Genomic DNA, 25,554 nt, shown 5'->3' on the forward strand with positions numbered 1-25,554 from the left:
AAATGAAGTCGAAACTACGAGTTGGCATTTTGTTTGGCGGCCGCAGCGGCGAGCATGAGGTTTCACTGCTGTCGGCCGCTTCGGTTCTTAAGGCGATTGATCGTAGGAAGTATGAAGTGGTTCCCATCGGCATCACGAAAGAAGGCCGCTGGGTTACGGCTTCCGACGCGACGCGCCTGCTGAACGGCGAAGCGCACGCCGAGCCGAAGCAGCTTCGCGCTGGCGATCCTGAAGCGACCTCGGCTGCCGCGGTTCTCGCGAAAGGCGAGTCGGTGATTGTTCCCCCGGTTCCTTCGCAGGGCGGAACGGGCGCGCTGGTTCCGTTTGAGACGCAGGCCGCCACTGCTTCCGGGCAGACGCTGAACCTCGACGTCATCTTCCCCGTGCTGCATGGCACCTTCGGAGAGGACGGAACGATCCAGGGGCTGTTTGAGCTGGCTGGAATCGCTTATGTGGGTTCGGGTGTTCTGGGCTCGGCGACCGGTATGGACAAGGATGTGATGAAGAAGCTCTTCGCTGCCGCGAAGCTGCCGATTCCGAAGCATGTCTCATTTCTGCGCGCCGATTGGGAAGCGAATAAGAAGAAGACCATCGCAAAGATCGAAGCTGCGCTGAAGTATCCGCTGTTCGTGAAGCCGGCAAACCTTGGTTCTTCGGTCGGTATCAGCAAAGCGCATGACCGCAAGGAGCTTGGCCCGGCGATTGAGCTGGCTGCGAGCTTCGATCGTAAGATCGTGGTCGAACAGGGAGTGGGCGGCAAACGAGGTAAGGCTCGTGAGCTGGAAGTCGCGGTCCTCGGCAACGACAAGCCCGAGGTTTCGGTCGTCGGCGAGATCGTTCCCGGCAAGGAGTTTTACGACTACGAGGCCAAGTATCTGAGCGAGGGATCGATCCCCGTGATTCCGGCGAAGCTTACGAAGCAGCAGACGAAACAGATCCAGCAGATGGCCATTGCCGCATTCCAGGCCTGCGACTGCTCCGGCCTCGCGCGCGTGGACTTCCTCATGGACCCCGGCGCTTCGGGCCGCATCTATCTGAACGAGATCAACACTTTGCCCGGTTTTACGTCCATCAGTATGTACCCCAAGCTGTGGGCTGCTTCGGGAGTGGCTTATCCCAAGCTGATCGATCGGCTGATTGAGCTGGCACTCGAACGGCGCGCAGAAAAAGATCGCACCAGTTTCAGCCGTTAAGGAACCTCTTGCGGCTGGATGGTGTCATTAGAAGATAGGTAAGCTGACCGCTGAAAGGAAGTTGCCGCGGAATGACTCTGCTCGATGCTCCTGTTTACAACGCCAAGAAAGCACGGCTGATTCGCAATATCACCATCGCTTCGGTGGTGGCTGTCGTTGTTCTGGCCATCGCCACTTACATGCTGTGGAACTGGCCGGCGGAGCATCGCGTGAACAACTTCCTCGCGACCGTAGAAGCCGGAGATATGAATAAAGCCTTCGGCATCTGGAACCACGATCCCGACTGGCAGCAGCATCCCGACAAGTACAAGGATTACGGCTTCGGTCAGTTTTCCAAGGACTGGGGGCCGTCAGGCGACTACGGCGTCATCAAGTCGCATAACATTGTTGTGGCCAAGACGGTTGGCAATGGCGTGGTAATGGGCGTGGATATCAACGGCGGCAAGACCCCGATGTTTCTACGCGTCGATCATGCGACGAAGACGATCGGCTTCTCTCCGGTCGAGCTCTATACTGGCCCGTAAGGGGAGTGGCAAACCTCAGGGGCTAAGGCCACATTCCGAGCGGCTAAAGCCCCATCCCCACCGGCACCTGTAATGTCCGGGCTCAAGCCCGGACATTACCGTATTTTGCGCTGTTACGCTTCGAGCGTGGCCAGCGTCTTCTGCAGACTGGCTTCATCTTCCACATTGAGGCACGTCTGGCCGCGGTCGATCTGACGCATCAGGCCGCAGAGTACCTTGCCCGGACCGGCTTCGATGAAGTGAGTCGGCTGCTGCTCGATCAGCAGGCGTGCCGACTCGACCCAGCGGACAGTTCCCGTTACCTGGCGCACGAGCGCATCGCGCAGGGCACCGGCGCCGGTGACCAGCTGCGCATCCACGTTTATAACTACAGGCACCGCAGCGTTTGAGAAATTGATCTCGCCAAGCAGCGGAGCGAGGCGGTCCTGCGCGGGCTGCATCATGGCGCAGTGGAAGGGGGCACTCACTTTGAGCATCACGACCTTCTTTGCGCCGCGGTCCTTGGCGATGGCTCCCGCCTTTTCGACGGTCGCTGCCGAGCCGGAGATCACTGTTTGCTCAGGCGAATTGAAATTTGCCGGAGAGGCAACGCCGCCGAGTTCCGCCACCGCGTCCGCGCATGCCTTCGAAACCTCTTCGGGGCTCATGCCGAGAATCGCAGCCATGCCGCCTACGCCCTCAGGAACGGCTTCCTGCATGAACCTGCCGCGATTGCGCACCGCGCGCACGGCGTCAGCAAAGGGAAGCACTCCTGCGGCGACATCGGCTGAATATTCGCCCAGCGAATGACCGGCAACGAAAGCAGGAACGATGCCTTTTTCGGCGAGTACGCGCTGTGCGGCGATCGAGACAGTGAAGATCGCGGGCTGCGTGTATTCGGTCAGCTTCAACTGGTCTTCGGGGCCTTCGAAGCAGAGCTGCGAGAGGGAGAATCCGAGGGCTTCGTCGGCTTCTTCGAAGGTCTGGCGGGCGATGGCGAATTTCTCGACGAGATCGCGGCCCATGCCAACGGCCTGCGAGCCCTGTCCGGGAAAAAGAAAGGCGAGCTTTGTTGTACTCATGCAGGACTTATTTCAAATGATTTGCGGCTGCATAGGCAAGCCGGAGAGGATGCCGAGCGGCTATCGAGGCCGTCCAACGAACAGGACATATCCACTGGGATCGGTGATCTCGAAGCCGCGCAGTCTGTCGTGTGTGTCTTCGAGTGAAGCGCTGAAGGCAGCTCCGCGTCCGGCGAACTCTGTTGCGAGCTTGTCCGGGTCGGTTGCGCCTATGTACGCGTCCCATCGCATTTCAGGGTCGCGTTGTGGGTTGGGCAGAGGCTCGGCGTCGCCGGATTTCACGAAGAGCATCGCCCCTCGCGTCCGAGAATGGCGAAGAAGGGTTTACTCTCCGGCTGTTGATTCCAGATCTCGAATCCGAGTTTGTTGGCATAGAAGGCGATCGTCTGCTCGACATCGCTCACGATAAAGAACGGACACATTCTTTCCAGCGTGGGATCGCTCACCGGTCCTCCTTCTCCCTATCTTGTTTCCGCAGCGAAGATCATGTGCCGCGCGAAAAACGGCAGCACTTCGGTCACGATGCGCCCATCATCGCCCCAATATGATTCGCCCCATGCGCCGTTAAACTCTTCGGCTTCGTGCACGATGCTGAACTCGTTTAGCTTATGCGTTAGGGCCTGGTTTGAATAGACATGGTCCTGGTTCTGATCGCTGCGCGCCCAGTCGATCTTGAGAGCGCGCAATGACTTCAGATTGTCGGCATACTGAGGAATGAGCGATTCGAGAAAGAAGCCATCGCGCAGGCGTGCGGTGAGGGCACTGTCGATCACGAGTTTATCGCCGTCGCGATGTGCAGGCAGGTCGATGTAGAGCGGTGGCTTGGCGGGATCGGGTAGAAACGCCTCGAAGATCGAGGTGAAGATGGTGGAGTAGACGTCCCTCCTCACGTCATCGAGCGAGCGTGCATTCGCCATCAGGTTGAGGTCGGGAAGTGAGTCCATGATGCGTAATCCGGAACCTGTCCCGACGGGATGCATCGCGTAGACGATTCCAAAAATGTCAGCATGCACCATGCCCATGCGTAATGCGCCATGGGCCGCCATGAAGTTGCCGGTAATGCCGCGCGAATTGCGTGTGGGCAACGTGCGAAAGTTGGCGTCTATATAGGGGACCACTTCCTGGACCATGTAGTCGTCCCAGTTGCCGGTAGCGGACGAGTTGACATACCAGCTGCTGCCTATCGGCGTGCTGCCGTCAATGCAGACGAGCAGGAACGGCTGCATGATGCCGGAAGCGATGCTGCGATCGAAGATCTGCTGGGCATGCTGCTGATCGAAGATTGCCCGCGAGCTGTTGTCGAGATAGTAGAGGACAGGGTAACGCTTCTTCGATCCGTCATATCCCGCAGGCAGGTAGATGGCCAGCTTGCGAACGGGGTCGGTGCCGATCTTGCTGTGAGCGAGCGCGGTCGAGTGAATCTCACGGTTCACAAGCTGGCTGGCTGCGGTTTGCGCGGTGAGCCGCTGGGCACATACAGCAACCATCAACGCGATCAGAACGAAAGACCTGAGCCTGCGAACTGTGTTCACGATGCCTCCGTGCAAAACGGTTGTGGATGAAAAGCAACCAGCCATATCGGCCACAGCAGCAGCCAGTTTCCCGCGCAGGTGCCTCTGCTGGCGTACCAGGCAAACATGCAGAGCGTTGTTACGAGTGCGATGGTGAGCACGAAGGGTGACTTCATGCGGAAGCGGGAGAAACTGTGCAGGACGCCGAAGATCGCGGGCACAACAAACAGCAGCAGGCTGAAGCGCGAGAGCGGCGGCGTTCGGAAGCGGGCGAAGCAGAAGAGGCAGGGCGCGAAGCACAGGGCGATGCTTGCCCAGAGTGTTTTGCGCGAAAGTGTGCCAACCGCATATCCGCCGATCCACGCCCAGAGGATGAAGAAGACAAAATGGCAGGCAAGCTGCGCGGCATGATCAGGCTTCGAGTGAAGGTGCACAAACGTCATGCTGATGACGACCGAGTTGCCCATGAGCAGAAAGCTGTTCGGCAGCGCGATGCCCAGCCCGGCAATCCATGGACGCCAGTCGACTCACGGCGCAAGCTGCCTGCGTGCGCAAAGGCCCGCGACTTCGACGAAGCCTCGCCACGAAACGAGTCCCGTCTCCTGCAGGTCTCCCAGCACCGCTTCCTGCTCATGCGGTTCAAGCCACTGCGCGGCAGCTTCCGTCAGCTTCCAGGGAATGCTCGTCATGGCCGGCCTTCCTCTGCTTCAATAGCCCAGGGAACGCGGCGGCTGGCGCGCGTTACCGCTTCGTAGAAGGCCTTCGCTTCGCGCACGCCGGCTGGTGTAATTCGCACCATGCGCCGCGCGCGGCCACCGCGCTGCGCAGTGGCGCCACCCATCCAGGTTTTGAGCAGTCCCTTTTTCTCAAGCCGGTCGATGGTTGTATAGAGAGCTCCGATCGAGCAGGTGCGATCGCTGACCTCTTCCATCTCTTCGCGAATCGCCGCGCCGTAGGCGTCGTCGCCGAGCGAAGCGGCGGTGGAAAGAACAAGATATTCAAATTCGCCGAGCATTAGGTCTACTTTGTAGATCTAATAGCGAATGCTGTCAACGAAAAATTTTCCGGATCCGCTGATTTTTTCCTACTGGTGTCGCAACGCCTGCATCGGCTCGATACGCGCTGCTCTGCGTGCCGGGAAGAATCCGGCTAGAAGAGCAATGGCGAGCAGCAGCAGCGCCGAGCTAATCATGGTCAGCGGATCGTTTGGCCTGATCTCGAAGAGCAGCGCTCCCAGCAGGTGAGTGAACATCAGGGCCACGCCAATGCCGAGAGCGATTCCGGTGACAGCGAGCCCTGAGGCTTCACCAAGGACTATGCCGAGCACCTGGCCGGTTTGTGCGCCCAGTGCGCGGCGGATGCCGATTTCGCTGGTGCGCCGGGTCACACTGTAGGCCATGATGCCGTAAATGCCGATCGAGGCGAGTGAGAGCGCGAGCACGCCAAAGCCTGCGGCAAGACTGGCGAGCAAGCGCTCCTGTTGGATGGTGTCGCCAATTTGCTCGGCCTGCGTGCGGATGTCCATCAGCGGCAGATTCGGGTCAACGGACCGGACGGCATGCTGCAGTGCGGGCACGAGGCTTGCTGGTTGAATGTGGGTGCGTACTTCGAACATCATCCACCTGCCCGCATGGGGTAGCTGGCGATACAGCACATAGTAGGTCGGCGGCGGAGGCCTGCGCAGATCGTGATAGCGCGTATCCGCCGAGATGCCGACAATTTGAAATGGCTCCTGGTCGACAAAGTAATAACCCCGGAATGTTTTGCCGATGGGGTTGCCATCCGGGAAATACTTGCGCGCCAATGCCCGGTTGATAATCGCAACCTTGGGAGATGTCTCCGTATCCGAAGCATTGAATTCGCGCCCCTCAAGAATAGGGATACCCATCGTTGCGAAAAAGTTCTGACTCACGGAGTTGGTCCACGCCTCGTGGTCGGCCTTCTCTTCATAGGGCTTATCGAGCCGGATAAAGTCATCTGCCGAAGTCTGGCGTGCGATGAGCGCGTTGTCGGAGAGTGCCACGGATTCCACACCTGGGAGCGCGGCGATTTCCTCCTCGATCCGGTGAAAGAGTGCAACGTCTTTCGGGCCCGGATAGCTGATCTTCGGCACCTGCAGCCGAAAGAGCAGGAGATGATCGGTGCGAAAACCGGGGTCGGTGGAGTCGAGCTTGTGAAGTGTGCGGAGAAAGAGCAGAGCGCCGACGACCAGCAGTGTAGAGAGTGCCACCTGAAAGACGACGATTGCCCTGCCCGCAAATCCGCGGCGGAAATGCCCGGCTGTCTGCACGCGATCTTTCAGGCCTGTGTCGGCATCGGTACGCATTGATTTCCACGCCGGAGCTACGCCAAAGACAAGGCCCGTCAAGATTGACATGGCAGCGGTGAAAGCGAAGATGCGGCCGTCGAGATGTCCATTGAAGATAGGAGGCTGCCAGGATGAGGTCAGCAAGCCCGGCAATACGTTGCGTCCGAGCCATGCGAGCGCAAGACCTGCTACGCCGCCGATGCATGCGAGCAGCACGCTTTCCGTAAGCACCTGCCGCAGGATGCGTTCCCGGCTTGCTCCTAATGCCATGCGTACGGAGATTTCCCGTTCCCGTGCGGTCGATCGGGCCAGCATCAGGTTGGCGATGTTGGTGCAGGCCATGAGCAGAACAAGACCTGCCAGAGTTGAAAGCACGTAGACCATGCCGTTCAGCTCGCGGCCATTCGCATTCAGTCCCTGGCTGCCATTGGCCAGCTCCAGGTGGGGGATCGCCTCATGCTTTGCAGGGTCGACCTCCGGCCTTTCCATCGCCTGCAAAATCAAATCAAGCTCAGCCTGAGCCTGTGTAACGGAAGCGCTGCCGTTGTGGCGGCCCATGATCTGAACCCACCAGAATTCAGGATCAGCCAGTGCCGAGCTTCTCTGATCTGAAGCCAGCACCGGCTCCAGGCTGAAAGGAATGAAGAGATCCGGTGAAAGATGCGCGTCTGCCGCACCGGTAAACGAAGGCGGATTCACGCCGACAATGGTGAGCTGTTTTCCGTCCAGGGTCACGCTCCTGCCGATGGCATTCGGAGAGCGCCCGAAGTATTGCGTCCAGAATGCATTGCTGATCACAGTGACAGCAGCAGAATCGGGGCCGGCGTCGTCGGCGGGTGTAAGTGCGCGACCCAGGATCGGATGCACTCCCAATACAGAGTAGAAGTTGCCGGAAACCATCTGTGCGGTTGCCGAGATCGCCTCATCGCCCACTATGGCCGTCAAGCGGTTCGCATCCCTGAAGGCGAAGAGATCCTCGAGGACATGGTTTTCACGGCGCAGCTGCTGGTAAAGGGGATATGGGAACGATGAGCCGAAGTCCATTCCGCCGCCAATGGATTTCTTATCGCCGCTGGAGTGATGAACAATATTGTTTGAAGGCGCCGTCCACTGAAAGAGCAGGAGCTGATCCGGCTGCTGCACGCTCAGCTTGTCGAACAAGACCTGTTTCGTCAGCGTGAAGATGGCGGTGTTGGCGCCGATTCCGAGCGCCAGTGAGCCGACCGCGATGGCGGTGAAGCCTGGGGAGCGGCGCATCATGCGCAGCGCGTAACGCAGGTCGGCCCAGAGATCGTCCCACAGGCGCAGGCCGAGCGAGGCGCGCATGCCGTCTTTGTGCGTGGCGATGCCGCCGAACTCGATTCGTGCGCGGCGCGTGGCTTCGTCGTGGGGAATGCCCTGCAGCTCTAGGTCTTCAATGTAGCTTTCAATATGGAACGCGAGTTCGGCATCCATATCCCGCTCGAGCTTTGAGCGAGAGGTCATGGAGCGGAGCCAGGAGCGGAACCGTGCAGTCAGGCTCATAGGTTCTCCGGCGCAGCCTTGAGGATTCCGGCGATTACGCCGGCCATGCGGTCCCAGCTTTCGGTCTCTTCACGAAGCTGCTTCACGCCGGCGGGAGTCAACCGGTAGTACTTGGCTCGGCGGCGATTTTCCGATTCCCCCCATTCGCTGGTGATGGCCCCGCGGTGTTCCAGCCGGTAGAGGGCCGGATAGAGCGATCCCTGCTGAATCTCCAGCTGCTGGCCCGAGATCTGCTGGATACGCAGCAGAACGCCGTAGCCGTGGAGCGGTCCTAGTGAGACCGCCTTGAGAATGAGCATGTCCAGGGTGCCTTGGAGCAGGTCCATGAGAGAGCCGCCTTCTTTCCTTGACTGTCTAGGAGAGTAGCGAGCTTCTCCTAGATCGTCAAGGAGAGATTTTTCTGGCGATCCGCTCGCATGTGCGGTTCTATTTGACCCTGATGGCTCTCCGTCCTTACCCTGTAGATATCCCCACGAGATAACGAGGCCCATCATGCTCATTACCGTTGCTGACCTTGAGCGCGAGCCGATCGAATTCGCCACCGTGTTCGAACCCGGCGCGATCGAATATGGCGAAGAAGTTTCGCAGAAGGGTGAACTGAAGGCCGACGGCCGGGCCGATCTGATCGAAGAGACGCATATCGGCGAAACGCGGGGTTCGCGGCAGGTGATCCAGGATATTCGTCTGCGTGCGGACTACTCCGGCAGGGTGGAAGTGGCCTGTGCGCGATGCCTGGAACCGGTGGTACAGTCCGTGGCCGGCAAATTCGACCTGATTTTTCGTCCGCTGGGCGTCGATGCTGATGGTTCCGAGCACGCAATCTCAACTTCTGAGACGGAAATCGGTTATTATCAGAATGGCGGTCTTGTGCTGGAAGACGTATTACGGGAACAGGTGCTTCTATCCCTGCCTGTACGGACGCTCTGCCGCGAAGATTGCAAAGGACTTTGCCCGCGCTGTGGCCGGGATCTGAACTCCGAAACCTGTGACTGCGACACGACTCCGGTCGATCCGCGGTGGGCAGCGCTTTCAGATCTGGCAAGCCGGATTAAAACGTAATCTGACGGTCCGCCGGTGCAGCGCCTGAAGCGCTTGAAAATCCGGGTGCGGATCCAGTAAGGAAAGGAATCAGCAATGCCTAATCCAAAGCGGCGCCACTCCAAGGCCCGCACCTCCAAGCGTCGCGCGCACGATGCGCTTACTTCCACGGGGCTTTCCGAGTGCCCGAACTGCCATGAGCGCAAGCTGCCCCATCGTGCCTGCGCCAAGTGCGGCTCCTACAAGGGCCGTGAAGTTCTGGAAGTTAAGGAAGCCAACTAAACTCTGTCGATGCTGATTGACATCGCGCTCGATGCAATGGGTTCGGACAAGTCGCCGGAGCCAGAACTGCGCGGGGCCATCCTTGCATGCCGTCACCTGCCTGTCCGGGTCCACCTGGTAGGGCGGGAAGACGTTCTGAGCAAGGGTCTTCGTGCTGCCCTTGACGGAGAGCGCCTGCCGATTGAGATCGTCCACGCCAGCGAGCATATTGGCATGGATGAGAAGGCTGCCAGTGCTGTCCGCACCAAGAAGGACAGCTCCATGCGAGTGGGGCTGAAGCTGGTGCGCGAAAAGAAGGTCGCCGGTTTCTTTACCGCCGGCAATACCGGAGCCGCCATGGCGACGGCGAAGATGGTGTTGGGCGCGCTGCCCGGCGTCGATCGTCCCGCATTGGCAATGGTGATGCCGACCCTTACCGGGTCGCCTTCGGTGCTTCTGGATGTCGGCGCGAATGTCGATTGCAAGCCGCAGAACTTCGAGCAATTTGCCATCATGGGTGAGCTCTATTCAAAGAGCGTGCTCAAGATCAGGCGTCCGCGCGTCGGGGTGCTTTCAGTAGGCGAAGAAGAGGGCAAGGGCAACGACCTGACCCGCGAAGCTTACGGATTGCTGAAGCAACTGCCGATCAACTTTGTGGGCAACGTCGAAGGCCGGGACATTTACAACGGCAACTGCGACGTGATCGTATGCGACGGTTTTGTCGGGAACGTGGCGTTGAAGACCTCAGAAGGGTTGACCCGGCTGGTGCGTGAGATGCTGAAGGAATCGCTGACCACAACGGTCACGGCCCAGGTCGGCGCATTGCTTTCCCGTAAGGCGTTCAATGCGTTCAAGCGTCGCCTCGATCCTTCGGAGTACGGCGGTGCTCCGCTACTGGGTGTACGCGGAGTCTGCATTATCGGTCACGGTTCGTCGAATGACCGCGCTATTATGAATGGCATTCGTGTGGCCGCGGAGTTTTCGCAGGCTCGTGTCAACGAGCATATTGAAAGTGAATTCAAAGAGAGACCGGTCCTTCCTACGAATGGCCATAGTCTCCCACTGCAGTAACCTTTTTAAAATCTAAGCGCGTGAAGCAAAGACGCCGCTGTCTCGTCGACAGCGGCGTCTTTGTTTTTCAGACAGGCTCGCTACGGTTTCGGCATAGCGCCCATGGGGTGCTGCGGCCCATCCGGCGGAGCTTTGAAGGGCGCTGGCATGGTGTTGCCGCGATGGCAGGTGCCGCAGGTGACGACCTTGTTCTCAGGCTTCGCGTCAGGATCGTTGATTGTGGACAGATACTTCTTGTTGATCTCCATCGTCATAGCGATCATGGTGCGGGCGATTTCTTTGTCAGGCTTGGCGTCGGAGGCGAAGTTCATATGGTGCGTCTTCTCATCCCCGACATGGCAGAAGGTGCACTTCACGCCGAGGTCATGCGTGTAGGCGTGCATGTGCTTCATCAACTCTTCGGGATCGATGTCTTTGGGAAACACCTTGAGGTTGGTCGGCTTAGGCGGCGGCCCATGGTGTTCGCCTCCGCCCGCAGGCGGACCCTGGGCGAATGCAGCAAAGCTGAAAAGTGAGGCGGTCAGGACAAGGGAAGCAGCGGAAAGACGCCTTTTGCGCAGCATAGGTTCCATCCTCGATGAATTGAAACTGCTTATACGATGCTGCCCGCAATCTTACACGCATGAAGAAAATTCAGTGAGGAAGCAATCGAACCGTGTGGTCTTGTTATTGTGTCTCCGTCGAGGAGACGGATGGGATCGTATTCTTCGGGCTGCGGCCATCCTGCTGCATGCGAGCGTAGCGAGCCGGTGGCATGCCCACGTGACGGGCGAAGGCGACCGTGAATGTGCTGGCTGAGCTGTAGCCTACGTTTTCGGCAACCTGTTCGATTGCAAGTTCATGTCCTCGCAGCATTCGCCTGGCCAGCGCCATCCGCCAGGTCAGGAGATACTCCATAGGCGGCAAACCGACGGTGCGATTGAAGCGGGCGAAGAAGGCCGAGCGCGACAACGCTGCATCGGCAGCAAGCTTCGCCACCGTCCAGGGATATTCGGGGCGGGCATGGATGGCGCGAATCGCGGCCGCGAGGCGCTCGTCGGCCAGCCCTCGGGCCAGGCCTGGCGCGGATGCAGTATCGTTGCCGCATCGCAGTGCCTCGATCAGCATGACCTCCAGAAGCCGCTGGAGCACAAGATCACGCGCTGGACGCCGGGAGCGGGTTTCTCCGCCGATCAACTGCATCAGCAAAGCGAGTCGTGGCTCGCCGCGCGCAATTACGATTTGTGGCAAAAGCGATACGAGCAGTTCGGCGTCCGGTGAACCGAAGCTGCAGTGCCCGATCTGCACTCGTGATTCTGCCGGTCCCGCTTCATGGCCCACGCGAAAATGGCCGGCGCCGATTTCTGTTGGCATTGAAGTGGTTCCGGCCGGTGGTGCATTCAGACTCTCTACGATGAGCTCATGCATGGCAGGAACAAGCACGTAATCGCCAGCCTCCAGCTTCATCGAGGATTGTCCATCGACGATCATGCGGCAGCCCCCGTCGACGACAGCGCAAAAGAAGGGCTCGCCGGTTCCTTCGCGGTGAACTCTCCATGTTCCGGCGCCCTCCACCAGCTTTGAGAAACGGGCGGCAGGTTGCAGCAGCGTCACCACCTCTGCGAGAGGATCAGTCGACATAGCAGGACTTTCGCAAAAGAATTGGCGACTGTCAACTATAGAAAGTCTCGCAACTTCGGCATATCTTCAGGCTAGTTGGATCGCATCTGGAGGTGCTCATGTCGAAAATTCTTATAACTGGCTGCTCGTCTGGTTTTGGGCTGGATACAGCACTGTTCTTCCTCGATCGCGGCTGGGAGGTGGTAGCGACCATGCGGACGCCGAATGCCGAATTGCTGCCGAAGTCCGATCGTCTGCGCATTCTGCCGCTCGATGTCACCGATGCTGCCAGCATTTCCCGGGCGGTAGCCGAAGCCGGTGCCATCGACGTCCTGGTCAACAACGCAGGCTTCGCCGTTCCCTCGCCGGTTGAACTGATCGAACTCGATGCAGCGCGCGCCTTGTTCGAGACCAACACGCTGGGGACACTTGCGACGGTTCAGGCAGTTTTGCCATCGTTCCGCGAGCGCCGGTCGGGCGTGATTATTAGCGTCTCCTCGTCCACTACGCTAAGGCCGCTTCCTTTGGTCGGCTTGTATAGAGCCAGCAAGGCGGCGCTGAATGCCTTCACGGAATCGCTGGCGCTTGAGGTGAAGCCATTTGGCGTGCGCGTACATATTGTGCTCCCAGGACGCGCGCCCGAAACGAAGTTCGGAGCGAATGCATTCCCGCACCTGCGTGGTCTCGATAATCCGGACTATGCGCCGATGATCGAAAGCATATTGTCCGGGATGCGTGATACTTCAGGGCCGGTGACTCGTTCGAGCGATGTCTCCGAAGCGATCTGGCAGGCTGCGACGGATCCAGCGGCACCACTTCGCATTGCAGCCGGCGCCGATGCCAAGGCCTGGATGGCGGAGGCTCAACAACACGCATAAGTGCCCGCGCGAGAGGGTGACCTTGCTTTCTCAGACACGAAACCAACTGTCGGAGCTGCCTCTGGCAGTTGGTTTCGTTGGAAGAGGCTTCTCTCTGGATGTGCTGGTGAGACAGTTGGCATCATTAAGCGCGAAAGCTCAAAATTCAGGTATGAACGATCTGGCGATTCGGGTTGCGACTGAACAGGACATTCCTGGGCTTCTTAAGCTTTACCGTGATGCTCGTATCGACGGCGAAGCGGGCTTCACCGTCGAGGAGGCAGTCGCGCACCTGGCCCTGTTGCGAAGCTACCCATACTTTCGTGTCTTTATAGCTATAGTCGATGAGGTCATCGTTGGTACGTATGAACTGGCGATCCTGGACAATATGGCGAAGCGTGGCCGGAAATCTGGCGTCGTGGAAGACGTTGCTGTTCATCCAGAGCACCAGGGGCGAGGCATAGGACGCGCCATGATGCAGCATGCGCTGGATCAATGCCGTCTCGCAGCCTGCTACAAGATGACGCTTTCAAGCAATCTCAAACGTGAGGACGCGCATCGCTTCTACGATTCGCTTGGCTTCGAAAGACACGGTTACAGCTTCCAGATAGAACCGACGCGCATGTGATGGAAGACTGAATAGAGAGAGAACGCGGCCATGCGCGGATTCCTCGTATGCTTAAGGAAGCGCGTCTCGCTCTCCAACTGGCAGCGAGCATGCCTTGGTGTTTTGGGAGATCGCCATTCACGCTTCGCTCCTGTTTATCCTGGCCATTGTTTTCGCCGCCACACTCGTCCGCTCGGCATTCGGATTCGGCGAAGCACTGATCGCTGTACCCTTGTTGGCTCTTTTTATGCCTGTGCAGGTGGCGGCGCCACTTGCGGTTCTGCTCTCTATCTCGGTCGCTGCAGTGGTAGTGGTACAGGACTGGCGGCATATTCACCTGCGCAGCGCCGCTGGGCTGCTGCTGGCTACAGTCTTCGGTATTCCCCTCGGCCTGCTGGTGCTGACTTGTGCGCATCAACAATGGGTGAAGGCCGGGCTCGGCATCTTCATCATGCTGTTCGCGGCGTATTCGCTGCTGTCGCCTGGTACGTTCCGGCTCGATCGTGATAACCGGCCGCTGCTGCTGCTTTCAGGATTTCTGGCAGGGATTCTTGGAGGAGCGTACGGCATGAATGGGCCGCCGCTGGTGATCTACGGCTCTCTCCGCAGATGGTCGCCACAGCATTTTCGCGCAACGCTGCATGCCTATTTTCTGCCTGCGAGCATCCTGGGAATGATCGGCTACTGGAGTGCGGGTTTGTGGACTCGAACGGTGACGCATGAGTTCTTGTTTTCCGTGCCGGCAATGTTGCCTGCGGTGTTCCTGGGGCGGGCTATCAATCGCCGCTTTTCCGGCACCGGTTTCCTTAACTATGTTTACGGCGGACTGATGCTGATAGGCGCGATGTTGTTATGGGAGACGCTGACGCATCGCGCATGACCTGACCTCCGGGCCTGTGCAAGCGCCCGGAGGTCAGGTCATGCAGCTTCTATTTGACCCTGGTGAAGATGCCGTTGTTTCCAGCCAGAGCCAGATTCTCTACCAGCACTTCTTTGCCGCTGTTGAGGAATTTGACTCCCCGGCGGGCGACGCCGGTGTTTTCACTGGCGAAGTAGTAGGTGAAGGTATCTCCCTCCCAATGGGTGAGCTCATAGTAAGCGCTTCGGGGTGGCAGGCGCATGATGAGATGATCATTTTCAACATCTATCTCCAGCTTGTCGTAATACTTGCTCTCGTAAGTTCCCTTGTAGGCAGACAGGTTGCCAGGATTGGAAGGATTCGATGGCGGCTTAAGTTTTGAGTAGTCAGGCGAAGAGTTCTGTACCTCACGAAAGCCTTCCTCAAAGATAGGTTGAAAGATAGAGAGGTAGTCATACTGGGCAGCGCCGTAATGGTAGAAGTCCAGGAACGACATGCTGACTGATTCCGGTATGCCGATCGGCGTGCCGTTGGTCAGCACCACGATGCCCAACTGCTCGTTCGGCACCAGGTAAATCGCGGTGGCGCTACCCAGGTCGAAGGCGCCGCTATGGCTGAGCATGGGTGCATGTGTCGACTTATCTTTACCTACATTCCATCCGAGCCCATAGTACCTGTCATCGGGGCATGGTCCAGGTTGCACTGGGCCCGGTACTGCGCAGATCTCAGGCTTGTGGGTCTCCTCGAGCGCTGCTTTATCTACTACCTGCTGCCCGTTAAACACGCCGTCAGCTAATTGCATCTGCAGAAATTTGACGAGGTCACGAACATTGGAGCTCACGCCGCCTGCCGGAGCTTCAGAGTCGGCCTCGCGTACAAACCAGTTGTGGTAAACGCCGTCTTCGCCGCGGAAATGAAGCGCTGCCTTGTTCGGATTGTTATCGTAGTCGGAGAATCGCGAACTGGTGGAATCCATGCCAAGCTTCGAATAGAGCCGCTCCTGCGCGACCTCCTCCCAGGTTTTACCTGTCCTCAGGGTCGCTGCGATCGCGCCTTCTGTCAGGCCGAAATTGCTGTAGTTATAGAATTCCCTGAATCGACCGGCCAACGGAACGAAGCGAAGCTTCCGCAGAATTTCGGGGCGGGAATATCCGAGGTCTTCCAGAACGTCGCCGGCGCCGGTCGGCAGACCGCTGCGATGAGAGAAGAAATCGCGAATTGTAACTTGTTCAGTTACAGAATTGCTTGAGAGCGCAAAGTCAGGATCCAGGCTTTGAATCCTGTCATCCCAGCTCACCTCACCCACGCCGACCAAGGAGGCCACAATGGTTGAGGCAAGCGGTTTTGATACTGAAGCGATTTCAAACACGGTGTCCGGGTCGACAGCGTCCGATTCGACCTTGCAAGGCTCGACCGGAGCACCCGGCTTCAGCTTGCGAACGCCGTATCCCTTCAGGTAAACAACACGCCCCTGATAAACGACACCGACTGCAAGGCCGGGCAGTTTGGTCTTCTTCATGGTGTCGCAGATGCAAGTGTCGAGCTTGTTGAGAGCTGTGTGGATGTCGCTGGAGTGTGCAGCTTCCGGGCGTGCCTGAGCGCAGAATAGGGCGATACCTGCAAGGAACAAAGCTTTTTTCAGCATGAAAATCCCTTGGATAGTCCAGAATTGGGTTTCGAATGGGGTGATCAGCGTAACAACGGTAACCATATTCGACAAGGAATATGTCTATCGGCGAATTAGTAGCGCCGAGGGTCTCCGGGGCCAGTCACCAGGCCGATTCAGTTGGCATTGTCAACGGTATTCTCGTTGGCCATTGTCTATTTCCATCTTCCGTTGTGGGCACCGCTATCGGGCCCCTGGTCCCGATAGACGCTCTCCCGCCCAGTCGCGAAATAGTGGCGCTACGCCGACCTGTGTGACTCTATGCGGGCGAATGGCGATACATTATCGAATCTGATATACGGCTTAGTGGAGAGGTACAAGCGCGCGTAGCTCAAACCGAGCCAGGAGAAGAACCACAGAATGCGAAAAGGGTTTACGCGAAGACCTGCGGCAGAGCAGCCTGCGGCGAACCACGCCACAAACTACATCACCCCAGGCGGGCTCAAGCGCCTGAAAGATGAGCGCCATTTTTTGCTCACCAAGGATCGCCCGGCCGTCGTGGAGGTGGTCGCATGGGCCGCGGGTAATGGGGATCGCAGTGAAAACGCCGACTATCAGTATGGCAAGCGGCGGCTGCGGCAGATCGACGGACGCATTCGTTTCCTGACCAAGCGAATCGAAGCCGCGGAAGTAGTAGATCCGGCGGCTCCAAGAACGGGACAGCGGGCGACGAGGGTGTTCTTCGGAGCCACTGTGCGTTACGCGAATGCGGCGGGAGCAGAGCGAGTGGTGAGCATCGTCGGGACAGACGAAGTCGATCTCGAACGCAACCACATCAGCTGGGCTTCACCGCTGGGGCGCGCACTAATGAAAGCAGCAGAGGATGACGAAGTTGTTCTTCGTGCGCCGGGAGGCACCGAAACTCTGACTGTGCTGGAAGTGCGGTACGAGGGCATTTCTGTAGAAGCGTTTCGCGAACCACCCGGGTCGGAAGTCTCGACAGAGAAGCTAGATCGCTGACTTCCGAGATGCTATCGGCACATGGCGGCCTGAGATATGGTCATTCCTGAGAAACGCCGCTCCCGATAGCCACTGTGCGGGACACAGTGACTATCGGAAGCGGCGTTTCTCTTACGCATTGCTCAGGTTCGTTTCAGCGTACTTAGGGCGTGGCGGGAAGCGTGCTGAGGTAGTGCACCAGGCTCTTCAGATCTTCTTCCGAGATCTTGTCCTGATATGACGGCATGGGGTTGGGAGTGCCGGCGCTGGTTGTCTTCGGAGGAGTGAGAATCGCTGCCCGAATCTGTTCTTCGGTGCGCCGCGACCCCACGCCGTTCAATGACGGTCCGATGTCTCCGCCTTCATGCCCGATGTGGTGGCACAGGAGGCAGTTATTGCCTGCGACGATGCTCTTCCCGTGTTCGGGGTCAGAGGCGTCCGGTGTCGAGGAACCGGCTGCGGCGGGAGCGGGTGTGGCCGGCTGTTGTACTGGAGCTGAAACAGCCATGCCCAGTGGCGTCAGGCGGAAGAGGCCGCCGGGCTTTGCGTCTTCGATCATCCATAACGCTCCATCGGGAGCGACTTCCACGTCACGCACCCTGCGGCCGACGTCCCAGCGCTCGGCGGTCTGTGCTCCTCCCTTGCCATCGAAGGTGATGCGAACCAGGACCTTCGCTGCCAGGCCGCTGGCAAAAGCCGATCCGTTCCATTGCGGGAACATCGCACCCTTGTAGAACATCAGGTTGCCCGGAGCGATGACCGGAACCCAATAGATGACGGGCTTGGTCAGGTCAGGGCGCGTATCCGGGCTGGGAATGGCAACGCCGTTGTAGTTGTGTCCATAAGAGACAAGCGGCCAGCCATAGTTCTTGCCGGGCTTGATCAGGTTCAGCTCATCGCCGCCGCGCGGGCCATGTTCCAGTTCCCACAGCCGTCCATCCGGGGCAAAGGCCAGTCCATATGGAGTGCGGAAGCCGCTTGCCCAAGTTTCAGATGGCGTCAGGTTCGGTCCTGGAAAGGTGTACGTGCGTACGACTGGAGCCGTCTTTGCCTTCTCTGTGTCCGCAGGGGGATCGATGATGGGCACGCTGGCCGCGCCGGTCTTGCCTGCCTGGGGATTGCCCGGTGCTGGCTTGCCATCCAGCGTAAGGCGAAGGATCTTACCGAGTGGCTGGTTAGGGTCCTGTGCGGGCGTCATGCGCTGGCGATCGCCCACTGAGAGATAGAGATACTTACTGTCCGGAGAGAAGGCGACCTCGGCGCCGAACTGCCCACCCTGGCCCCTTTCGCCGTCGCGCCAGATGACCTTGAGCCCTTCGAGGCTCGCGGAATCGGCTCCGATCTTCAGCTCAGCTCGCGCGAGCGCAAGGCTCGAGCCGCCATCACCAGGCTCCGAATAGGTCAGGTAGACATTATGGTCCTGGGCGTAGTGCGGCGAGACGTACACACCCAGCATTCCGCCCTGGCCTTCCCAGAGAACAGGCGGAACGTTTGCGACCTGGGTCTTGACTCCCTGCTGGGTGACCAGCCAGAGACCGCCAACCTTCTCGGTGATCAGCATGCGCCCATCGGGCAGAAAGGCAATCTTCCAGGGAAGATTCAGCGTCGTGATCTGGGTGACGGTAAAGGGCAGGTTTGAGTCAGAGTTCTGTTCGCCCGCATTCACCTGCGCGGAAGCGGCACTCGAAGCCAGGGCCAGGAATAGCCCGGCGATCGCTAAACGTTTCATCATGCATCCCCTCAACTGATAGAACAAACCCGACAGCATGACGATTTCTCAGCGCCGCCGCCCGCGGTCAAAATTCCCGTTTTTTAGAGTATCGTGCCCGAGCGGTTTGTTGATGAATGAATGAGCGAAATTGCAGGCAAACGTGCGTCAGCGCCGGCGAGAGGCACGTATTTCGCAGTGTTGCCGGGAAACAATGAAGGGAGAACCGGCACCGGTTCTCCCTCGATTGTTTTCCCTATCGAAATGAAATGAAGTTTCGTTGATTAGAAGACAGGTTGTGGTTCGAATTCGGGCTCTTCCTCGATGCCGTGACGGCGGAGCAGGTTCGGCAGATTCTGCGAGAAGGCAGAACGTGGCATGACCATGTCGCAGCCGGCTTCAGTCGCCTTCACCTTGAGGTCGCCCTGCAGGTGCGAGAGGAAGCCGATGATCGAGGTGCCCTTTTTGAGTTTGGTACGGATTTTCGGGATGAGCGTCAGTGGCTTGGCGTTCGCATTGTTCAGATCGAAGACGATCAGCGAAGGCGGTCCATTTTCGTCGCCGGAGAGCTTCGAAACGATGTCCTTATCCGCTTTTACGAAGGCGACCTTCACGCCCAGCTTGCGAGCGGTCTCCTGGATTTTCGCCAGGAAGAAGAGATCTTCGATAAAGCAGTAAATCCTGGTCGGGGCATCTTCACGGATGGCTGCCGGAGGCTCGATCGAGAGATGCGAGTCGTGCAGGTTGCCATTTCCGTTGCCATTGCTGTGGCCGTGATGCGAGCCGTGATGGAGATTGCCGTTTCGCAGTTCGATGGTCGAAGGAGGCGCGTCTGCCACGTTGCCGTTCGAGACGCGATAGCTGTGATCCATCGGGCCGACGAAGACCTGTTGCTTGCGCGGCTTGCTTTTGCGGCGTCCGCCGCCGCCGCCGCCCTGTTGCTGGCCGCCGCTTCCACCCTTATGCAGGAAGCGATTCTGGCTGGACGGCTTGTTCTTCTGCCCTTGCTGGCCCTGGTTCTGCTGTCCGCCGTTACCCTGTTGGGTTGCCTGCGGTGCCTGGCCGTTCTGGGTGCCCTTTCCGCCTTTTCTTCTTCTACGGCGGCGGCGCTGGCCCTGGTTCTGGCCCTGTGCGGCTTGCCCTTCGGGCTGCGGAGCCTGGGGCGAGTTCTGCTCTGTTGTCATTCTTGCACTTCCTGGTGCGTTTTTGCTTTGTCGATGGCAGCGAACTCCGGCGGAACGCTGCCGCTATCTATAGAGTCCGCCGGAAAAAGTGGTGTCTGTCACGAGGTCGCCTGATAATTCCCCACAGCACAAAAGCGCCGGGAACCGAGACGGGGGATTGAGCGGATTTAAGGATCCTATTGGAGACAAGTGCGTTTGAAACCTTGAACCAAACAACAGAAAGTTCTCATTCAACCACAGGAATAGCCTGCATCGGGCTACTGTTTAGAGTGTGTCAGTTGAATCCAGTTTGACTCTCGAGATCGCAGCGAGCCTCTAAGGTGAATCCGGCGTCAGCCGCTCGATAGACAAAAATGATGCTACTCCGAAATGTGACGGCATGCAAGCGCCATTTCACAGGCCTGTAATTCTCGGCGCATGAGAAAAGCCACCTTAGAAGGTGGCTTCTTCCCGCGTATCGCAATGGCCAATCACTGGCCTCCCGAAATAGCCTTCCGTCCATTGCTGGATCGGTGAGCTTAACGCTCCGGAGTGGGCTCGACCCTTAGGTCCTGGCTCTCAACCTCCGGAGCTCATCTTGCGTGGCTCCTTGCTTCCGGAGCCTGCGCGTCGCTGGCTGCCTTACCTATAAGCAATTGTTATGCCGTTCTTTCCTGTCATTGGAATCAACAACTTGAAAGGCAAGCAATTGATGCAAATTCAGAATCTGGAAGTCTGCAGGATATGAGACTTCATAAAACCATACATCCGGCCATTACTTCTGACAGGTGAGGCAGTAGTGCGTGCCTCTTCCGGCGAGTAGAATCCGCTTGATCGGGGTGCCGCACACCCGGCAGGGTTCGCCGGTGCGCATGTAAACCCGGTGCTCCAGCTGGAAGAACCCGGCGACGCCGTCTGCGTCTACGTAATCCGAGACGGAAGAGCCGCCGAGCTGGATGGCGTGTTTCAGGACCTCCTGCAGGGCGGTGCGGAGCTCGAGAAGCCTGGGGCGTGACAGGCGGCCCGCAGTTCGCGTCGGGCGAATGCCTGCCCGGAAGAGACTTTCGTCGGCATAGATGTTGCCGACACCGTGCAGCAGCTTCTGGTTGAGCAACGCAGCCTTGATGGGCAGCTTGCGCCCTTTGAAGAGGGCAACGAAGTCGTCTTCGGAGATGGTCAGCGGTTCATGGCCCGGCCCGCTGAACCCTGTCTTGGTTTCGACGGCGACGGGATGGATGGCGAGGCGGCCAAAGCGGCGGGCATCGACGAAGCGCAGGTCGCGTGCGACGCCCGACTTCGATTGCAGATGCAGCAGCGCATGGGTGTGTGGAGGAACGGGAACGTCGGGGTGCGAGACGAGCAGGCGTCCGGTCATGCCGAGGTGGACGATCCACTGGACCTGGACCGCATCCTCGCCCGGCTGCGTCAGGTCGACGACGATGTGTTTGCCGACGCGGTAGACGCGGCGGATCTGCTGCCCGGTGAGGCTGTCAGCCATGTCGGCTGCGGCGGTCTTGAAGGGCTCTCGATAGCTGCTGAGCCAGACGCTTTCGATTACGTCTCCGGCAACGCGCTCGTTGACGCCGTTGGCTACGGTTTCGACTTCAGGGAGTTCCGGCATAGTTCAGCTGCGCCAGCGGAGGGTGACCGGGCCGCTCATGGGGTGGGTTCCGGTGCCGTCGAGCCGCGCCTGCTTGAGGGCGAAGTACCACTTGGCCGGGCGGTCGGCATCGTCGATGAGCATAAGCGAGGGGTTGTACTTGAGCCCCTCGGCCTGCTGGATCATCGTGACCTGGTCCTGGCGTACGAAGCGGTTACCGAACCATTTCAGGATCGGTAGCACGAACGGCATTTTGTAGAAGATATTCCATGCCGCGAAGACGTCGATGCGGCAGGCGTTTGCTGCGGTGGGCGTGACCGTCGTGATGCTCGAAAACCACTTAGGCCCGCAGCGGATGGTCTCGTAGCGACGGTTGGGCAGCACGAAGTCGATGGTGGTCACGATCGGCTCGCCGTAGACACCGAGCAGCTTGTACGGTGCGCTGTTGCCCGAAGGCGCGTGCGCCGACATACGGAAGCCTTCCGGGATCGGCTCGAAATGTTTTTCCTTCTCATGGATGCTGGCCTGTTTGCGCCACCACCAGGACTGATGTACGAAGGGTCCGTGTGCGGGATCCATGAGGCCGATGATGCCGTGATCGACGTTACAGGGCAGGTCGGCTGTGAGATGCGCACTGCGAAAGCGGTCGCTGAACTTGGGCAGCTCCGGCGGGGCGCTGATGTCCTTGCCGGTCTGCCGGCCGGAGCCGGGTGCTGGCACGTAGACCCATGCGTAACCGTCGCGCTCTTCACAGGGGAAGGCCGAGGCGAAGATCTTTGAGCAATCCAGAGTGTCGTGCGAGGTGAGCGAGGGAATCTGTGTGCACTGGCCGCTGGTGGGCTCAAAGGCCCAGCCGTGGTATTTGCAGGTCACGTCCTTGCCGTCGAACCATCCGCAGGAGAGCGGAATGCCGCGATGCGGGCAGGCGTCGCGCATTGCGAAGAGGCGACCATCCTGTTTGCGGCCCAGCACCATCGGAATATCCATGAGCAGCGTGGTCTTCAGGGTCTTGCCCTGCAGGTGCTCGCTCCGCATGGCGGGATACCAGTCGTTGTACAGGAGCGTTGCGGCAGGCGTCTCTCGAGCGGTCGTCATAGGAGTACAGGTCTACTATATCGTTCAGCGGCGGGCATCGTAAGGCGCACTATAATGACCGAATGCCGGGCGAGGAGGGCTTACGATGAACAGTCTGCGCACGGCCAAGCGTTTTGTGTTTCCGCTGCTTGGCCTATGGGTGCTGCTGTACGCGTCGTTCTCGCTGGTCAAGCCGCCACTGCTTGACGGCACCGATTCGGTACAGGCCGAGGCCGCACGGGAGATGGCCCTGAACGGCAACTGGCGGCACGCCACTGTGAATGGCATGGCTGCTCCGTGGCTGGGCACTCCGCTGACGTGGATGACGGCAGCGAGCTTCAAGGTCTTTGGAGTGTCGGATCGCGCGGCGCGATTACCGCAGGCGCTGGTTGTGCTGGGGCTGCTCTGCATCGCCTTCGCACTGGGAACGCGCCTGTTCCTGACGCCCGCAGCAGGCTTTTATGCCGCGCTCACCCTGGTCTCGTCGTATGGTGTGTTTCTCTTCGGCCATCTGCTGGTGCCGCAGATGCTGGCTACCTTTGCGAATGTGCTCGCGATCTATTTCTTCTGGCGGACCCATCGCAGACCGGCTGTGTGGAAAGACATTGCCTTTGGCGCTTCGTGCGGTTTGAGCCTGCTGGCCGCCGGCCATGTGACCGCCCTGCAGCCGTTGATGGTGGCGCTTCTGTTGCAGATACTGATCCGCAAATTCACGCGGACGCTGCCGATTGCAGTTGCCGCGTATCTTGTATTCGAGGTTGCCCGGCCTCTTTTGTTCGTTCGGGGATTGCATGGTCTTCCGCCATTGCCGGTTGGCCTGCACGAACCGAAGACACCCCTGATCCTGTTCTGGGCTTTTCTTATCGTGGCGGTTCTGCCATGGAGCCTCTTCAGCTTTGCCGCGCTGGGCCGTGTGAAGGCTGCAATGGTAGAGCGCGCGAAACTCGATCACCGGTGTGAAGCGTGGCTACTGCTCGGTATCTGGGCGGCTGTTGCGATTGTCTCTGTAAGCCTCTCGAGCCACCGTGAACCCTGGATTCTGCCCGCGCTTGCACCGCTTGCCTTGCTGGCTGCGGGCTGGCTCGCAAGCGATGAGGTGAAGCCGAGCAGTACGGGGCAGATGTTCGCGTGGTGCATGCTGGTCGCGGGATTGGCAGGCGCCGCGATTGCGGTGTATTTCGCAGCACATGTGCCGGCTCCGCCGCCGGGTTCCGATGTGGCCCTGCTGCTTCATCTGCATTCGCTGCGCTCGACGCTGCTCTTCGGACACCTGAACGATCTGTCTGTCGCCATGATGGGGACCTTTCATGTGCCGCTGCTGATCTTTGCGGCGGCGCTGGCGGCTGGCGTGACCACAAACCTGCTGTATCGGTCGCGTGGTAAGGCGCGCATGGCAAACTGCTTCCTCGCCGGCATGATGGTCTTTTGCCTGCTGGCCGCTCACCTGGCGCTGCATACATTCTCTCCGGTGGTGTCGTCGGCAATCATTGCGGAAGCGATCAAGCCGGAGGTCGAAGCCAACGATATTGTCATGGTCAACGGCGCGTATGCCGATGCGTCGGCGCTGCCTTTCTACCTGGAGCGCCCGGTCATGCTGCTGCGGCCGTCGAATGCTCCGGTGCGGGCCGATGTTCCTGCAATTATCGATGCGGGAACACTTGCATCGATGTGGAGCGGAGATCGCAGGGTCTTTCTGTGGAGCTCGCCTGCGCAGCTGCCGAGCCTGCCGGGTGAGGTGTACGTAATCGCGCGTGCCGGCGGGCGCGAGATCGTCAGCAACCAGCCCAATAACGGTGGCGCTGCGTTTTAAATCTGCAGGGGCTAGCCCTTCGGGGTGAGCACTCCGTCCTTCAGTGTGAAGACCTGTCCGCGCCAGGTGACGGTGTTTCCGGCGAAGCTCCATACCCATACACCGAGCGCGGCCAGATCGCGCAGCGGCAACAGCCAGAGGTCGCGCAGGACCTGTCCGTCGCCGAGCAGGCCCACGCCGATCGCGAGCGCGACGGTCACACGCGCAAGGCAGGCGAAGCTGAGCACGGCGAGGCTTTCGAGGCTGAAGCCGGAAGCGATGGTATTCAAGATGGCCCAGGGCAGCACGAAGGTGAAGAGCAGGCCGATGTATCCACCCTTGCGCGAATCGCGGATGCTGCGCGCCCAGCGCAGTTGATGCGAGAAATATCCTGCGAGCGAATAAGCAGGGACAGCGGTTGCGACTACTTCCTTGCTGAGCACGACGCCGTAACCCTGCTGCGCGATGCGATAGCCGAGCAGGTAATCATCCGCAAGCGTATCGACTAAGGACTCGAAGCCGCCGATGGATGCAAGCGCTTCGCGGCTGACGGCGAGCGTCGAACCGAGACCGAAGCGAATCTCTTTTTCCATTTTGAGCGCGATGAGCACGCCGGGAAAGAAATCGGTGGTGATGCCGAGGGCTTCCATCTTCGAGCCGATGGTTCCGTGGGTAGCCCCGCGATAAGGCGCAGTGACCATGCCAACCTGCTTGCCGCGTTGCGGCGTTGCGAAGCCTGCCGTGATGCGTGAGAGGTAGTGCGGCGATACGAGAATATCGCTGTCGTTGACGATGAGGTAATCGCCCTTCGCATGAGGAACCAGCTGCGTGAGGTTGCTGACCTTGCCGTTACTGCCGAGGCGTTCGGGTGTCTGAATGAGCCGGATGTTGTGATCGGGGAATTCGGCCTGCAGGCGATGTACAGCCTCGACCGCGGGGTCATCGGGCGACGCGACGCCGAAGAGCAACTCGTATTCGCCGGTATAGTCCTGCCGGCAGTGGCTGGCAAAGGCTTCGTACATTCCGGGGTCGAATCCCTTGAGCGCTTTCAGGATGGTGACGGGCGGAGTGAAAGACGCGTCGACTGCCGTGCGCGTGCGTACGAAGGAGCGCGCGCTCCACAGCGCGGCGATGCAGAAGAAGATTCCCGCGAAGGTAAGGATGGTGGTGACGCCTGCGACGACGATGGCAAACATGAAAGA

Annotated in this window: 27 protein-coding genes; 10 read left to right on the forward strand and 17 right to left on the reverse strand. The window is 59.2% G+C overall.

Features of this window, described 5'->3' with window-relative positions; genetic code table 11:
• Nucleotides 1–2 precede the first annotated feature (2 nt).
• Nucleotides 3–1,193: a D-alanine--D-alanine ligase family protein gene (locus LJD29_RS09410; protein WP_446745505.1), complete on the forward strand. Its 1,191-nt coding sequence runs from the start codon at nt 3–5 to the stop codon at nt 1,191–1,193.
• Nucleotides 1,194–1,264: 71 nt separating this feature from the next.
• Nucleotides 1,265–1,717 (forward strand): hypothetical protein, encoded by a 453-nt coding sequence (locus LJD29_RS09415; RefSeq protein ID WP_446745506.1) that lies wholly within the window; start codon nt 1,265–1,267, stop codon nt 1,715–1,717.
• 113 nt (nt 1,718–1,830) lie between these two features.
• Here LJD29_RS09415 and fabD read toward each other — a convergent pair whose 3' ends face one another.
• From fabD to LJD29_RS09460, 9 genes are all read right to left on the reverse strand, one after another.
• Nucleotides 1,831–2,778 carry an ACP S-malonyltransferase gene (gene fabD, locus LJD29_RS09420; RefSeq protein ID WP_446745507.1) on the reverse strand — a complete coding sequence of 316 codons (948 nt, stop codon included), beginning with the start codon at nt 2,776–2,778 and terminating at the stop codon, nt 1,831–1,833.
• Nucleotides 2,779–2,838: 60 nt separating this feature from the next.
• Nucleotides 2,839–3,069: a hypothetical protein gene (locus LJD29_RS09425; RefSeq protein WP_446745508.1), complete on the reverse strand. Its 231-nt coding sequence runs from the start codon at nt 3,067–3,069 to the stop codon at nt 2,839–2,841.
• A complete protein-coding gene (locus LJD29_RS09430) occupies nt 3,057–3,224 on the reverse strand; it encodes a VOC family protein (RefSeq protein ID WP_446745509.1) in 168 nt (55 codons plus the stop codon). The genes LJD29_RS09425 and LJD29_RS09430 overlap by 13 nt, the downstream gene beginning before the upstream one ends.
• Nucleotides 3,225–3,239: 15 nt before the next feature.
• Nucleotides 3,240–4,310 (reverse strand): alpha/beta hydrolase, encoded by a 1,071-nt coding sequence (locus LJD29_RS09435; RefSeq protein WP_446745510.1) that lies wholly within the window; start codon nt 4,308–4,310, stop codon nt 3,240–3,242.
• Entirely contained in the window at nt 4,307–4,756 is a 450-nt protein-coding gene (locus LJD29_RS09440) for a hypothetical protein (protein ID WP_446745511.1), read from the reverse strand. Before LJD29_RS09440 ends, LJD29_RS09435 begins: the two co-directional genes overlap by 4 nt.
• Nucleotides 4,757–4,816: 60 nt before the next feature.
• A complete protein-coding gene (locus LJD29_RS09445) occupies nt 4,817–4,978 on the reverse strand; it encodes a hypothetical protein (RefSeq protein WP_446745512.1) in 162 nt (53 codons plus the stop codon).
• Nucleotides 4,975–5,304, reverse strand: a complete 330-nt coding sequence (locus tag LJD29_RS09450) for a PadR family transcriptional regulator (RefSeq protein ID WP_446745513.1) — start codon at nt 5,302–5,304, stop codon at nt 4,975–4,977. The genes LJD29_RS09445 and LJD29_RS09450 overlap by 4 nt, the downstream gene beginning before the upstream one ends.
• A 69-nt stretch (nt 5,305–5,373) precedes the next feature.
• On the reverse strand, nt 5,374–8,121 hold the full coding sequence (locus LJD29_RS09455; RefSeq protein WP_446745514.1) for an ABC transporter permease: 2,748 nt from the start codon (nt 8,119–8,121) through the stop codon (nt 5,374–5,376).
• Nucleotides 8,118–8,447 (reverse strand): PadR family transcriptional regulator, encoded by a 330-nt coding sequence (locus LJD29_RS09460; protein WP_446745515.1) that lies wholly within the window; start codon nt 8,445–8,447, stop codon nt 8,118–8,120. Before LJD29_RS09460 ends, LJD29_RS09455 begins: the two co-directional genes overlap by 4 nt.
• A gap of 166 nt (nt 8,448–8,613) precedes the next feature.
• On the opposite strand from LJD29_RS09460, the gene LJD29_RS09465 reads away from it, so the two are divergent.
• From LJD29_RS09465 to plsX, 3 genes are all read left to right on the forward strand, one after another.
• Nucleotides 8,614–9,180: a YceD family protein gene (locus LJD29_RS09465; RefSeq protein ID WP_446745516.1), complete on the forward strand. Its 567-nt coding sequence runs from the start codon at nt 8,614–8,616 to the stop codon at nt 9,178–9,180.
• Between the two features lie 75 nt (nt 9,181–9,255).
• Complete coding sequence (gene rpmF, locus LJD29_RS09470; protein WP_446745517.1) at nt 9,256–9,441, forward strand: 50S ribosomal protein L32; 186 nt, start codon at nt 9,256–9,258, stop codon at nt 9,439–9,441.
• 9 nt (nt 9,442–9,450) lie between these two features.
• On the forward strand, nt 9,451–10,491 hold the full coding sequence (plsX, locus tag LJD29_RS09475; RefSeq protein ID WP_446745518.1) for a phosphate acyltransferase PlsX: 1,041 nt from the start codon (nt 9,451–9,453) through the stop codon (nt 10,489–10,491).
• 80 nt (nt 10,492–10,571) lie between these two features.
• Here plsX and LJD29_RS09480 read toward each other — a convergent pair whose 3' ends face one another.
• Both LJD29_RS09480 and LJD29_RS09485 read right to left on the reverse strand, forming a co-directional pair.
• Nucleotides 10,572–11,054, reverse strand: a complete 483-nt coding sequence (locus LJD29_RS09480; RefSeq protein WP_446745519.1) for a c-type cytochrome — start codon at nt 11,052–11,054, stop codon at nt 10,572–10,574.
• Between the two features lie 103 nt (nt 11,055–11,157).
• Nucleotides 11,158–12,111: an AraC family transcriptional regulator gene (locus LJD29_RS09485; RefSeq protein WP_446745520.1), complete on the reverse strand. Its 954-nt coding sequence runs from the start codon at nt 12,109–12,111 to the stop codon at nt 11,158–11,160.
• Nucleotides 12,112–12,209: 98 nt separating this feature from the next.
• Here LJD29_RS09485 and LJD29_RS09490 point away from each other — a divergent pair, with 98 nt between their 5' ends.
• The 3 genes from LJD29_RS09490 (at nt 12,210) to LJD29_RS09500 (ending at nt 14,434) form a co-directional block, all read left to right on the forward strand.
• On the forward strand, nt 12,210–12,968 hold the full coding sequence (locus LJD29_RS09490; protein WP_446745521.1) for an SDR family NAD(P)-dependent oxidoreductase: 759 nt from the start codon (nt 12,210–12,212) through the stop codon (nt 12,966–12,968).
• A 22-nt stretch (nt 12,969–12,990) separates the two neighbouring features.
• Entirely contained in the window at nt 12,991–13,575 is a 585-nt protein-coding gene (locus LJD29_RS09495) for a GNAT family N-acetyltransferase (protein ID WP_446745522.1), read from the forward strand.
• Nucleotides 13,576–13,672: 97 nt separating this feature from the next.
• On the forward strand, nt 13,673–14,434 hold the full coding sequence (locus tag LJD29_RS09500) for a sulfite exporter TauE/SafE family protein (protein WP_446745893.1): 762 nt from the start codon (nt 13,673–13,675) through the stop codon (nt 14,432–14,434).
• A 49-nt stretch (nt 14,435–14,483) separates the two neighbouring features.
• Here the strand turns inward: LJD29_RS09500 and LJD29_RS09505 are convergent, their stop codons facing one another.
• Nucleotides 14,484–16,058 carry a serine hydrolase gene (locus LJD29_RS09505; RefSeq protein WP_446745523.1) on the reverse strand — a complete coding sequence of 525 codons (1,575 nt, stop codon included), beginning with the start codon at nt 16,056–16,058 and terminating at the stop codon, nt 14,484–14,486.
• 381 nt (nt 16,059–16,439) lie between these two features.
• Here LJD29_RS09505 and greB point away from each other — a divergent pair, with 381 nt between their 5' ends.
• Nucleotides 16,440–17,039 (forward strand): transcription elongation factor GreB, encoded by a 600-nt coding sequence (greB, locus tag LJD29_RS09510; protein ID WP_446745524.1) that lies wholly within the window; start codon nt 16,440–16,442, stop codon nt 17,037–17,039.
• 142 nt (nt 17,040–17,181) lie between these two features.
• Here greB and LJD29_RS09515 read toward each other — a convergent pair whose 3' ends face one another.
• From LJD29_RS09515 to LJD29_RS09530, 4 genes are all read right to left on the reverse strand, one after another.
• Nucleotides 17,182–18,750: a PQQ-dependent sugar dehydrogenase gene (locus LJD29_RS09515; protein ID WP_446745525.1), complete on the reverse strand. Its 1,569-nt coding sequence runs from the start codon at nt 18,748–18,750 to the stop codon at nt 17,182–17,184.
• A 260-nt stretch (nt 18,751–19,010) separates the two neighbouring features.
• Nucleotides 19,011–19,910, reverse strand: a complete 900-nt coding sequence (locus LJD29_RS09520; protein WP_446745526.1) for a response regulator — start codon at nt 19,908–19,910, stop codon at nt 19,011–19,013.
• Between the two features lie 754 nt (nt 19,911–20,664).
• The gene (gene mutM / locus LJD29_RS09525) at nt 20,665–21,510 is read right to left on the reverse strand and encodes a bifunctional DNA-formamidopyrimidine glycosylase/DNA-(apurinic or apyrimidinic site) lyase (RefSeq protein ID WP_446745527.1); all 846 of its coding nucleotides are present in this window, start codon (nt 21,508–21,510) and stop codon (nt 20,665–20,667) included.
• 3 nt (nt 21,511–21,513) lie between these two features.
• A complete protein-coding gene (locus tag LJD29_RS09530; protein WP_446745528.1) occupies nt 21,514–22,584 on the reverse strand; it encodes a Rieske 2Fe-2S domain-containing protein in 1,071 nt (356 codons plus the stop codon).
• A gap of 85 nt (nt 22,585–22,669) precedes the next feature.
• Between LJD29_RS09530 and LJD29_RS09535 the strand changes: the two genes are divergently transcribed.
• The gene (locus LJD29_RS09535) at nt 22,670–24,373 is read left to right on the forward strand and encodes an ArnT family glycosyltransferase (protein ID WP_446745529.1); all 1,704 of its coding nucleotides are present in this window, start codon (nt 22,670–22,672) and stop codon (nt 24,371–24,373) included.
• Between the two features lie 11 nt (nt 24,374–24,384).
• Here the strand turns inward: LJD29_RS09535 and hpnI are convergent, their stop codons facing one another.
• Complete coding sequence (hpnI, locus tag LJD29_RS09540) at nt 24,385–25,548, reverse strand: bacteriohopanetetrol glucosamine biosynthesis glycosyltransferase HpnI (RefSeq protein WP_446745530.1); 1,164 nt, start codon at nt 25,546–25,548, stop codon at nt 24,385–24,387.
• Nucleotides 25,549–25,554 lie beyond the last annotated feature (6 nt).

The sequence above is a fragment of the Silvibacterium acidisoli genome, assembly GCA_022870745.1.
Taxonomy (GTDB): Bacteria; Acidobacteriota; Terriglobia; order Terriglobales; family Acidobacteriaceae; genus Silvibacterium.